Below are 11424 nucleotides of genomic sequence, written 5' to 3'. Positions count from 1 at the left end.
AACGCATCCCCATCTTCTCAGGGTAATTTCAGGGGCCGCGCCGCCGGGTGGGCGGCGAGCACACGACCCCCTACCATGGGTAACACACCAACGAAAGGCAGTCCATGATCCGCCGCGCCACCCCCGCAGACGCCGAGGCACTGTCCACCCTCTCGCGCACCTGTTTCACGCAGACTTTCGGCCACCTCTACGACCCCGCTGATCTGGCGGCCTTCCTCGACGAGGAATACTCCCCGGGCGTTCTTCGCGCTGAGCTCGAGGATCCTCACCGGGCGACGTGGCTGCTCATCGACGACGCGAGCGAGGCCGCCGCACAGCCCGACTCCTCCACGGCCGACCACCCGACCGCGCCGGATCCCGCTTCCGAGGCCCCAACCTCGTCGGATTCTCAGTCATTCATCGGCTACGTGACCGCCTGTCCCGCGCACCTGCCCCACCCGGACGCGGGGCCGGGCGACGGGGAGATCCAGCGCCTCTACATCCTGGAGGGCCACCAGGGTGGCGGCCGCGGGACTTCCCTGCTCAACACCGCGCTTCAGTGGCTCGAGCGCGACGGTCCGCGCACCCTGTGGATCGGAGTGTGGAGCGAAAACTACGGCGCTCAGCGTTTCTATGCCCGGCACGGTTTCGAGGTCGTCGGCGAATACTCCTTCATGGTGGGCAATCACGCCGACCACGAGCTGATTACGCGACGCCTCCCGCGAGCGCTCGATGCCTGAGCGGTGCGGACATAGATGAGGGCCCCGAGGCGTGACGCCTCGGGGCCCTGTCAGCTAGTTGCGCGCGGTCACTTCTGCTCGGACTCGGCGATCTTCTTGCGCACGTCGTCCATGTCCAGGTTCTGGATCTGGGAGATCAGGTCCTCCAGCGCGGACAGCGGCAGGGCACCGGACTGGCGGAACACCGCGACGCCATCGCGGAACGCCATGAGGGTCGGGATCGAGGTGATCTGCGCGGCCATCGCCAGCTGCTGCTGGTCATCCGTGTCGATCTTGCCGAACACGACGTCCGGGTACTTCTCGGAGGCTTCTTCGAAGATGGGGCCGAACTGGCGGCACGGGCCGCACCAGGTCGCCCAGAAATCGACGAGGACGATGCCCTCGCCAGACACAGTCTGCTCGAAGTTTTCCTGCGTGAGGGTGACGGTAGCCATGATTCTCCTGTTGTCGCCGGCTTATCCGACGGTCGTTGGGGCGGGGCGTGGGGCCTCGCGTGAACTGTTCTATTCAACGGGCGCGGCGCGCCCTCTATTCCCCTGAAGGGAGAGCGGAGGCAGTGACCTGACGCACGTTCTTCTCCGAGGCACCCAGGCCTCGCAAAATAAAGGTCTCTACTAGGACGAGCGCAGACTCGCGATGCACCGGATCCTTGGGAAGGCGCTGGCCCTGCAGAGTCGCGTGGATGAGGTGAACCGCGCCGAGTGTGTTCTGTTCTGCAATCAGCCCGCGATCCATGGCCTCGTCGAGAATACCGATGAGCACCTCGCCGACGAGGCCCGCATGGTCATGGAGGTGGGAGGCTCCGCGCCCGGACATATGACGGCGCAAACCCATGCCGGCCTTCACGTGGTAGCGGCCGATCATCTGCAGGTGGGAGCGAATATAGATGCGCAGGCGCATGAGGGGATCCGGCTCGGCCTCGAGGCACCGCGTCAGGACACGCGCGAACTCAGTCGTCACCTCGCGCATATAGGCGAGCAGGAGCACCTCTTTGTCCGCGAAATGGTTGTAGACCGCCGTGCGTCCGACGCCCGCGCGCTCGGCGATCTGACTCATGGTGATCGACTCGAAGGACTGCTCCCCCATGAGCGTCCCGAGAGCCTCGAAGAGGCGCGCACGGGTCAGCTCGCGGTGAGAGGCGAGGGACTCCCCAATAATCTTCGGCATGCGCACATTCTGACACCATTGCCCTATGTGTCGTCAAATGATGCAGGCTCGGGGGTTGCGCTGCGCATTCGCGCGGCGTGCGACGCGACACGTCATGCGGCGCGCACGCAGAGCCGACTAGCTCCGGAACGTCAGCGAACGCATCGGGCGACCACGGCCTCGACGATCGGCAGATCGGCGACGATCCACGGCAGATCACCCAGGTCGGCCAGCGGGACCCACCGGGCCTCCAGGTGATCGACACCCGCGCTCGGAGCCCGCGAGCCTGGCGCGACCTCGGCGAGCCACACGCCCATGACGCGCCCTCCCAGGATCGGCCACCACTGCCCACCCTCGGGACACACGCGCTCGCCGATGATCAGGTGGGTGCCGAGCTCCTCGACGATCTCGCGCTCAAGGGCGGCCTCGGGGTCTTCGCCCTCCTCTACCTTGCCTCCGGGCAGCTCGAATTGGCCGCGCAGCTCCTCGGGATACGCGCGCGAGCATGCGAGCAGCATCGTGGGCGCACTCAGCGAATCGACAATCGCGGCCGCCACCACGGGACGAGGCATGGGAACTCCAATCAGTTGGGCGACCCCAGTGTATCTGGCCTGCGGGAGCACACTGCGCAGGGATCGCAGACGGCGGCGCAGCGATCGCAGACGGCGGCGCAGCGACGGGGAGGCGAGTTGCGCATTGAATGCACCCATCATGACACCGGTTGCGCGGCTATCCGGGCAGCCCACACACCACCGTCGCCACCCGTCGTGCTCCCATCCGCCGGACGCCCCGGGGCTCACCAGCCTCGACAGGCTACGACGTGCGCACCGTGAGGCATCCTCCGCACACTCCGAGACTCACCACACTTCCACCGCACACCCCGGGACTCACCACGCATCAGCCACACGCCTGGGGCTCAACCCACAGGTTGGCGCGGCCGATAGCCACCCCTGCCGCCCGACTACCCATACACTCGGCACGTCAACACCAACCACCCCGGGACTCACCACGCATCCACCGCACGCCCCGGGACTCACCACGCATCCACCGCACGCCCCGGGACTCAAACCAGGGTTGACGCACCGGATAGCGGCCGTGCCACCCGACTACCCATACACTCGGCACGCCAACACCACTACTCATCACACCCCATCCGGCCAACCCGCAGAGCAACCCAACCGACGCCGGTTGCGCGGCTGTCCGGCGTGAGGATATGATCGACGGGTCGATTCCTTCGGGGCGATGAATTGCGGGCGTAGTTCATCGGTAGAATGGAAGCTTCCCAAGCTTCAGAGGCGGGTTCGATTCCCGTCGCCCGCTCCACTCCCGCCCGGCGCTGCGCCGGGCGGTTTTGTTGTGCCCGCGTGGCGAGCCCGCGGCGTACCGAGCGCGACAGGGGCGCTTGGGATAGAACTCACCTAGCAAGAGCCACGCGGCACGAACCTCAGCACATAGCCCACCCAACCAAGACCACGCAACAACGCTTTCGGCACACAACTCTGCTTTCCCGCTCCAACCGGCCTGTGTTGACGCATTTTGCTCGTGACAGGAGAGTCGCATCCCGTTTTAGTCAACGACAAGCCGACTAAGGAACATTTCCTCCGCAGAAGCCTCAGCAACATCACGGGCATAATCGAAACAACACCCCGCCATGACACACGGCGCGGCGCGGCACGGCACGGCACGGCACGATGAAACATCCATCGACCCAGCGCATCAAAAACTCCCAATTCTCAACTATTCTGACCTCGCTGGGGCAATCGTTCTGCCACCACATCCGCAACGCACCCCGGTCCTGACCTTGCCTGTCCACTTCGAGGCACCAACAGCATGAGCTGCCTGCGTGACGTTCAAACCATCAGCAAGAGCCCGGACATACTCCCGATGTCGAGCCTGACACGCCTCACGTCGGGAGGGGTACTCAACCCCCTGAAAAACACGACCAACACCGGCCACGACGAATTCCTTCACCAAGATCCGTTGCAACCACCACTAGAACCTAGACAGCATCCTTGCTAGATAACGGTGGCATCGAGTAGCGTCCCGCTGAAATCAGCGATGCCTCTCACCGGACTCATCTACAAGCAGATGAAACCAGTGCCACCACCGTCGGGAGACACAGGCTGCTGGATGAAACCCCCAGCACCTCTGTCGGCGAAAAATGCCCCAAAAACAGCCGTTTATGATCAACAGAGGTGCCAACGGTTGCAATCCAAGGGAAAAAGCACCGACAAAGGTGCCAACGGTTGCACCCCAGAGAGAAGAAGCACCAACAAAGGTGCCACCAGTTTCACCACAACGTGGGTGAGTATCAGCAGTTCACTGCGACCTTCAGATTGCATCACCCATCCAGCAACAAAGGTGCCAACGGTTGCACCCCAGAGAGAAAGAGCACCAACAAAGGTGCCACCAGTTTCACCACAACGTGGGTGAGTATCAGCAGTTCACTGCGACCTTCAGATTGCATCACCCATCCAGCAACAAAGGTGCCAACGGTTGCACCCCAGAGAGAAAGAGCACCAACAAAGGTGCCACCAGTTTCACCACAGAGCAAGAAAGCCTGACAAGGTGTCAGAGGATTCAACCCATCGGGACGAATCAACACGATCAGAAGGTGTTGAATGTTCCCGATCGGGTGCATACCTCACCCCAACAAGCATTGTCATGAATTTGGAGGCCAAAAGCCACTCATTGTGCCCTGGACAGTGCCGAGGCCCGACCACGATGCCCGTCGGCGGCAGCCTGGCCATGTGAGGCTCGGGCAGCTCGACCTGAGCACGGGCCCTTGGATGGCGGATATCCGGAGGACCGATCCTTCTCACATAGGCAGGAAGCACGCGGATAGGTTGCGACGATGCGGATAGGTTATCGCGATGCGGATAGGTCAATAAGCTATCCGCATCCTCATAACCTATCCATATAGCAATATCCTATCCGCGTACATAACCCATCGGCGTGCAAAACCCACCCCGGAGCACCGCTCCTTCGCCGTGCGAACCAACAGCCCACCATTCCGATGCCTCTCATGGCGACATACCCCGCGCGCCCCGAAGCACCCGCCTCGCCGTCGCTGGCAGGCTCCCAATCCGGATCGGAGATAACAAACCGGATCGGAGATAACACTCCGGATAGGTTATGACGTTCTGAATGCGAACCTAACCTATCCAGAACAGCCACTCCCATCCAGATGACAACTTCCCATCCAGAACGCATAGCCCACCCGAAACGGGAGCAGCACGAGACTTGCACGCCCCCTGCGCTCCAAGTAGCCAATCGCTGGGCCACGCCGCTGGGCCACGCGGCCTGCGGAGCCACGCCGCAGTGGCGGCGGGTGGCGGCAAGGCCAGGACGAGCCTCGAGATCAACCACTCCAAGCCGCTGTACCGCGTGGCCTGCAGGGCATGGCCCCGGTGGCGGCGGGTGGCGGCAAGGCCAGGACGAGCCTCGAGATCAACCACTCCGAGTCGCAGGCGCGCGTGTGGCAATCTCGCGGGCGGGCCACTGCCCAGCGACACAAGCAAAGGCCCGGCACAACCAACCAGTCCAGCGTCCCAACCTGACCATTTAGCCCGGCAACACAACCCGGCAACACAACCCGGCAACACGAACGCGCGGCAGCCCGCAGGGCCGCCGCGCGTTCGTCACACAGTTTTGGGCCATTCATGGCACCGGGGAACAGTCCTCACGCGACGCGCACAACACGCACAACGCGCGCTATAAGCAGCCGAGGACCGAGTAATCAGCGCATGCGCGAAGCCACCACCTCGGCGACCTGGACAGCGTTGAGGGCGGCGCCCTTACGCAGGTTGTCGCCGGAAACGACGAGCACAAGTCCGCGGTTGCCGGGCACAGCCTGGTCGTGGCGGATGCGGCCCACGAGGACCTCGTCGCGGCCAGCGGCCTCGAGCGGGGTGGGAACGTCAACGACGCGAACGCCGGGAGCCTCGGACAGCAGAGCGCGCGCCTGGTCGGGCGTGATGTCGCCGGCGAACTCGGCGTGGATGGTCAGGGTGTGGCCGGTGTAGACGGGCACGCGCACGCAGGTGCCAGACACCGCCAGTTCGGGAGCGTGCAGGATGCGGCGCGACTCGTTGCGCAGCTTCTGTTCCTCGTCGGTCTCCTCGCTGCCGTCGTCGACGATGGAGCCGGCGAGCGGGACGACGTCGAAGGCGATGGGCGCGACGTACACGCCCGGCTCGGGTAGGGTGACGGCGCGGCCGTCGAGGGCAAGGCCCGCGAGATCCTGCTTGACGCCGGCCTCGATCTGACTGGTCAGCTCGGCAACGCCTGCGCGGCCCGACCCGGACACGGCCTGGTAGGAGGACACGAAGAGGCGCTTGATCCCGCCGGCCGCCTCGACGAGGGGTGCCAGGACGGGCATGGCCGCCATGGTCGTGCAGTTGGGGTTCGCGATGATGCCCTTGGGGCGGTTCTCGACGTCGTCGGGGTTGACCTCGGACACGACGAGCGGGACCTCAAGGTCCTTACGCCACGCGGAGGAGTTATCGACGACGACCGCGCCCGCGGCCGCGAACTTGGGAGCGTACTCGCGCGAGGCGGTGGCGCCCGCGGAGAACACGGCAATGTCGATGCCGGAGTAGTCGGCCGTCGCCACGTCCTCGACCACAATGTCTTGCCCCTTGAATGTCAGGGTCTGGCCCGCGGAACGCGCGGACGAGAAGAATCGAATCGTCTCGACCGGGAATCCCCGCTCCTCCAGCAGGGTGCGCATGACTCGGCCGACCTGGCCGGTGGCGCCGACGACGGCGACATTGAATCCACTCATGGTGTTCTCCTTGTGTTGGTGCGCGCGCCCATACGACGGGGCGAACGCTGGGTGAAATCTAGGGGGACGACGGGCAAACTCTCGGGGAGCTCCGGGAGCGCACCGACAAGCGGGGCCGGCCCGGGCCTCGTCCGTGGAGGGTCAGCGGCCGGTGCCGCCGTAGACAACCGCCTCGGTTTCGGAGGCGTCCAGGCCGAAGGCGGTGTGGACGGCCTGCACGGCGCGATCGAGGTCTTCGAGGCGGGTGACCACCGAGATGCGGATCTCGGAGGTGGAGATCAGGTCGATGTTGATGCCCGCGTCAGACATGGCGCTGAACAGGCGCGCGGAGACGCCGGGGTTGGTGCGCATGCCGACGCCGACGAGGCTGAGCTTGCCGATGTTGGGGTTGTAGCGCAGCTCATTAAAGCCGATCTCGTCGTGGTGGGCTTCGAGGGCGTCGAGGGCCTTGCGCGCGTCACCCTCGGGCAGGGTAAAGGTGATGTTGGCCTTCGTTGGGTCCGACACCGGAATGTTCTGGACGATCATGTCGATGTTGGCACCGACCTCGGCGACGACGGCGAAGACGCGGGCGGCGACGCCGGGACTGTTCGGCACGTCGGTGACGGTGATCTTGTCCTGCGAGCGGTCGTGAGCGATACCGGAGATGACGGGCTTTTCCATGGCGTTTTCCTCTGGGGACTTCAGGGCGGCGTCGGGCACGAGGCCCTTGAGTTCGGGGTTTGCGGGGGCGTCGGAGATCCAGGTCCCGTTCTTTTCGGAGAACGAGGAGCGCACGTGCAGGGGGACTCCGTAGCGGCGGGCGAATTCGACTGCCCGCAGGTGGAGAATCTTGGCGCCGTGCGCGGCCATTTCCAGGGTTTCTTCCTGGGTGAGGGTGCGCAGGCGGTGAGCCTTGGGGACGATGCGCGGGTCGGCGGAGAAAAGGCCGTCGACGTCCGTGTAGATCTCGCACACGTCGGCGTGCAGGGCTGCGGCCAGGGCGACGGCGGTCGTGTCGGAGCCTCCGCGGCCCAGCGTGGTCACGTCGTCGTCCTTGGAGATGCCCTGGAAGCCGGCGACGATGGCGACCTGGCCGTCCTTGACGGCGCGGGCGACTCGTTCGGGGACCATGCCGACGATCTGTGCGGCACCAAAGCGGCTGTCGGTCTGGATGCCGGCCTGCGCGCCGGTGTAGGCGCGGGCCTCGACGCCGAGCTCGTTGACGGCCATCGCGAGGAGTGCCATCGAGATGCGTTCGCCGGCCGAGAGGAGGATATCCATCTCGCGCTCGGGCGGGGCTGAGGTCAGGGCGGCCGCCGAGTCGAGCAGGTCGTCCGTCGTGTCGCCCATCGCCGAGACGACGACAACGACCTGGTGTCCGGCGTTGTGCGCGTCCACGATGCGCTGGGCGACGCGCTTCATGGCCTCGGTGTCGGCGACGGAAGAACCGCCGTACTTTTGCACGATCAGTGCCACTAGAGCCTCATTTCTATCGGTACGTGTTAATCTGCACGCATTCGGGTGGCATGGGCCACCGAGACAATCCTACGGCGCATGAGACGTCTCGCTGGAAACGACCGGAATGTGGGCGTGCGTGACATCGCACGCGCGGGCGCGACGCAGGACACACCTTCGCACAATGCGCCGCAATCGCAACGCGCCTGACCAGCGAGGGTGGCCGCCGCGCGTGCGGGCCGAACTCAGGCGGCGGGCAATGTCACGTCGACGACGGTCCCCTTCTCGGAATCCACCAGCCCCACGAACCCGCCCATCGCGCGAGCCAGCGACTCGACGATCGACATGCCCAGGCCCGAGGAGCCATGACCGTCGCGCGTGCGCGAGGAGTCTCCGCGCACGAAACGATCGAAGACGCGGTCGCGGATCTGCGCCGGAATGCCGGGCCCGTCGTCCGCGACACGCAGCGTCACCATGGACGAGGCCGAGGCACCCTGACTGGGCAGCGCATCCTCGCGGGCACGGAACAGGGAGACGATGACGCGGGTCCCCGCGGGAGTGTGCACGCGAGCATTGGCGAGCAGGTTCGCGAGGATCTGACGCAGGGCTGCCTCGTCGCCGAGGACCTGGACGTCCGCGGCCTCTCCGAGCTCCCATGCGTGGTTGGGTGCGACCACGTGGGCGTCTGACAGCGCGGACAGTATCAGCGGGATAACGTCGACATCGTCGCGCTTGAGAGCGCGTTCTCCATCCAGGCGTGCGAGCGTCAGCAGCTCCTCCACGAGGGACGCCATACGCGCCCCCTCCGAGGAGATGCGCTCGAGCGCCTGGGTTCGGGAGGCCTCGTCAATGTCACGACGCGCCAACTGCGCGTATCCCTGTACGGAGGCCAGCGGGGTGCGCAGCTCATGCGAGGCGTCCGCGACGAACTGGCGAAGCCTCGCCTCGCTGCGGGCGCGACGCTCCAGGCCGTCCTCGACCGCGTCGATCATTGAGTTGAGGGCACCCGCGACCTCCGCGACCTCGACAGGTCCGGAAGTGGCCTCGTCACCCACGCGCGTGAGATCCTCGGCTTCCTCCGCCAAGTCTCGGCGTGCGATGTCCGAGGCCGCGGCGCGCACGACGGCGAGCGGGCGCAGCTCGCGGCGCACCCACGCTCGGCCGGCGACACCGGAAGCAATGGCGACGACGAGGGACAGCCCCACCTCGACGGCGACGAGCATCAAGACAACGTCCTCGACCCTATCCATCGGCACGCCCACCAGGACCGTCCTGCCGTCGTAGACCTGGGCGCGGACCCGGAAAGATCCCCAGCTCTTGAGGCGCACCGTTCGGGCAATCCCATCGACAGGCACGTCACCTAGGACCGCCAGGGCATGTTCGTCGAGGGGCCTGACCGAGAAGTTGGAGACGATCGCTCCCGCTACCTCACCATCCTCATCCACGTACTGGAGGGTGCCCTCCGAGATACCGGAGCCACCAAAACCTGGACCCCGCTCCCCTCGTGCCGGCGGGGCAGGAGGAGACGGCTGATCCTCGGACTGATCGGACGATTCTGAGTCATCGTCAGAGTCGGCACCATCGCCCGAATTCCCGGCCTCGTCATCCGGCGAATCAGACTGGGCGTCCTCGTCGGCTTCGTCCTCAAGCTGCAGGCGCTCGGCCACGCGCTGAGAAAGACGGGCCAACTCAGAGTCGAGATTGGCGAGCATCCACGAGCGCATCACCAGGGTGGACACGGCGACCATGACGATGAGCGCGAGGGCGACGCACGCGGCGAGCGCGCGGGACAAGCGCCCCGCGAGGGATGGTCGGTGCGTCACTGGGGCTCCCGCATGATGTATCCGGCACCGCGCACCGTGCGGATCAGAGCGGGGCGATCGGCGTCTATCTTCTTACGCAGGTAGGAGATGTACAGCTCGACGACGTTGACCTGACCGCCGAAGTCGTAGCTCCACACGGCATCCAGGATCTTCTGCTTGGACAGCACGATTCCAGCGTTTTCCATGAGATACCGGAGCAATTCGAACTCAGTGTTCGTCAACGTAATCTCTTCACCGTCTCGTCGCACATCGTGGGAGTCTACGTCGAGGGTCAGGTCGGCGACCTGCAACACCGCCGAGGCCGACTGTTGGCTTCGTCCCGCTCGACGCAACAAGCCCTCCACGCGCGCCGCCACCTCATCCAGGTCGAAGGGCTTTGTCACGTAATCGTCAGCGCCCGCACGCAGGCCCTGCACGCGATCGGCGACCGCGTCTCGGGCGGTGAGGAACAGGACCGGCAACTCGGGATCGCGAGCGCGCAGGCGCTCCAGCGTCTCCAGGCCATCCATGCGCGGCATCTGCACGTCGAGGATCACGACGTCCGGGTGGAAGCTCGACGCTTTCGCCAGCGCGTCCAACCCATCCTTCGCCGTGGCCGTCTCCCAGCCCTCGTGGCGCAGCGCCTGCGAGAGCAGATCCGCCAGCATCTCCTCGTCGTCAACAACCAGGACTCGGGCCGCGCCTGAGCTCGCCTGGATCGCCATTCTCGCCTCCTCGTGTCACCCAGCGCTGTCCCTACGATTGTGTCACACGTGCGTCACTGACAGAAGAACATGCGACCCACGAGGCACCAAACACCGCGGGTCGCGGGCACAGCGAAGAACACTGCGTCACACGCACCCGTTTTACAACAGCGCGAGACCATACCCGCCCGCACGTCGAGAGCGCGAGTCAGCACCGGCCTCGTCGCGATGAAAACTCAGAGGCGTCGGCGTCCCTCGAGCGCGCGGCCCAGCGTCACCGAGTCCGCGTATTCGAGGTCCCCGCCCATGGGCAGGCCCATTGCCAGGCGCGAGGTTTCGACCCCCATCGTGGAGAGCATGCGCGCCAGATAGGCGGCCGTTGCCTCGCCCTCGACGTTCGGGTTCGTCGCCAGGATGACCTCGGTGACCGTACCGTCCGCAAGGCGGCTCATCAGCGAGGCGATGTTCAGCTGCTCGGGTCCTACCCCATGGATCGGGTCGATGACGCCCCCGAGCACGTGGTAGCGACCGCGGAAGACGCGCGCACCCTCGATCGCCTGGATGTCCTTAGGTTCCTGCACAACGCAGATCGCGCTGGGGTCGCGGCGCGCGTCGCGGCAGATGGAGCACTCGTCCTCCTCGGTGAGGTTGCCGCAGATGTCGCAGTGACGCACGCGCCCGCGCACAGCGTTGATCGCATCGACGAGGCGCGCGACGTCCTCGGGCTCCGCGTCCAGGACGTACATGGCCATGCGCTGCGCGGACTTCGGGCCGATACCGGGCAGCTGCCCGAACTGGTCGATGAGGTCGGCCAGGGCACCGTCGTACAT

General features: G+C 65.5%; 10 protein-coding genes and 1 tRNA gene. 2 read left to right on the top strand and 9 right to left on the bottom strand.

Annotation, left to right across the window (positions count from 1 at the left end):
• The first annotated feature begins 104 nt into the window (after positions 1-104).
• Positions 105-719 carry a GNAT family N-acetyltransferase gene (locus RDV55_RS05845; protein WP_111823418.1) on the top strand — a complete coding sequence of 205 codons (615 nt, stop codon included), beginning with the start codon at positions 105-107 and terminating at the stop codon, positions 717-719.
• A gap of 68 nt (positions 720-787) precedes the next feature.
• On the opposite strand, the gene trxA is transcribed toward RDV55_RS05845, so the two are convergent.
• From trxA to RDV55_RS05830, 3 genes are all read right to left on the bottom strand, one after another.
• On the bottom strand, positions 788-1153 hold the full coding sequence (gene trxA / locus RDV55_RS05840) for a thioredoxin (RefSeq protein WP_111823417.1): 366 nt from the start codon (positions 1151-1153) through the stop codon (positions 788-790).
• A gap of 94 nt (positions 1154-1247) precedes the next feature.
• Positions 1248-1886: a TetR/AcrR family transcriptional regulator gene (locus RDV55_RS05835; RefSeq protein ID WP_111823416.1), complete on the bottom strand. Its 639-nt coding sequence runs from the start codon at positions 1884-1886 to the stop codon at positions 1248-1250.
• A 131-nt stretch (positions 1887-2017) separates the two neighbouring features.
• Positions 2018-2437: an NUDIX domain-containing protein gene (locus RDV55_RS05830; protein WP_111823415.1), complete on the bottom strand. Its 420-nt coding sequence runs from the start codon at positions 2435-2437 to the stop codon at positions 2018-2020.
• A gap of 677 nt (positions 2438-3114) precedes the next feature.
• Between RDV55_RS05830 and RDV55_RS05825 the strand changes: the two genes are divergently transcribed.
• Positions 3115-3188 (top strand) — tRNA-Gly (locus tag RDV55_RS05825).
• A gap of 1018 nt (positions 3189-4206) precedes the next feature.
• On the opposite strand, the gene RDV55_RS05815 is transcribed toward RDV55_RS05825, so the two are convergent.
• From RDV55_RS05815 to recR, 6 genes are all read right to left on the bottom strand, one after another.
• Complete coding sequence (locus RDV55_RS05815) at positions 4207-4470, bottom strand: hypothetical protein (RefSeq protein WP_133256516.1); 264 nt, start codon at positions 4468-4470, stop codon at positions 4207-4209.
• A 1134-nt stretch (positions 4471-5604) separates the two neighbouring features.
• On the bottom strand, positions 5605-6651 hold the full coding sequence (locus RDV55_RS05810) for an aspartate-semialdehyde dehydrogenase (RefSeq protein ID WP_111823414.1): 1047 nt from the start codon (positions 6649-6651) through the stop codon (positions 5605-5607).
• 141 nt (positions 6652-6792) lie between these two features.
• Positions 6793-8109, bottom strand: a complete 1317-nt coding sequence (locus RDV55_RS05805) for an aspartate kinase (RefSeq protein WP_111823413.1) — start codon at positions 8107-8109, stop codon at positions 6793-6795.
• 224 nt (positions 8110-8333) lie between these two features.
• Entirely contained in the window at positions 8334-9911 is a 1578-nt protein-coding gene (locus RDV55_RS05800) for a sensor histidine kinase (RefSeq protein WP_111823412.1), read from the bottom strand.
• Complete coding sequence (locus RDV55_RS05795) at positions 9908-10615, bottom strand: response regulator transcription factor (RefSeq protein WP_111823411.1); 708 nt, start codon at positions 10613-10615, stop codon at positions 9908-9910. The genes RDV55_RS05800 and RDV55_RS05795 overlap by 4 nt, the downstream gene beginning before the upstream one ends.
• Positions 10616-10830: 215 nt before the next feature.
• Positions 10831-11424: a recombination mediator RecR gene (recR, locus tag RDV55_RS05790; protein ID WP_111823410.1), complete on the bottom strand. Its 594-nt coding sequence runs from the start codon at positions 11422-11424 to the stop codon at positions 10831-10833.

It is taken from the genome of Schaalia odontolytica, from assembly GCF_031191545.1.
Lineage (GTDB): Bacteria > Actinomycetota > Actinomycetes > Actinomycetales > Actinomycetaceae > Pauljensenia > Pauljensenia odontolytica.
The sequence above is the reverse complement of the archived record's forward strand: the minus strand, read 5'-3'. Positions and strand labels throughout refer to the sequence as shown.

Bases quoted from the DNA above. Each gene is read 5' to 3' on its own strand.
- RDV55_RS05845 (WP_111823418.1), top strand. From the start codon at position 105: ATGATCCGCCGCGCCACCCCCGCAGACGCCGAGGCACTGTCCACCCTC.
- trxA (WP_111823417.1), bottom strand. From the start codon at position 1,153: ATGGCTACCGTCACCCTCACGCAGGAAAACTTCGAGCAGACTGTGTCT.
- RDV55_RS05835 (WP_111823416.1), bottom strand. From the start codon at position 1,886: ATGCCGAAGATTATTGGGGAGTCCCTCGCCTCTCACCGCGAGCTGACC.
- RDV55_RS05830 (WP_111823415.1), bottom strand. From the start codon at position 2,437: ATGCCTCGTCCCGTGGTGGCGGCCGCGATTGTCGATTCGCTGAGTGCG.
- RDV55_RS05810 (WP_111823414.1), bottom strand. From the start codon at position 6,651: ATGAGTGGATTCAATGTCGCCGTCGTCGGCGCCACCGGCCAGGTCGGC.
- RDV55_RS05795 (WP_111823411.1), bottom strand. From the start codon at position 10,615: ATGGCGATCCAGGCGAGCTCAGGCGCGGCCCGAGTCCTGGTTGTTGAC.
- recR (WP_111823410.1), bottom strand. From the start codon at position 11,424: ATGTACGACGGTGCCCTGGCCGACCTCATCGACCAGTTCGGGCAGCTG.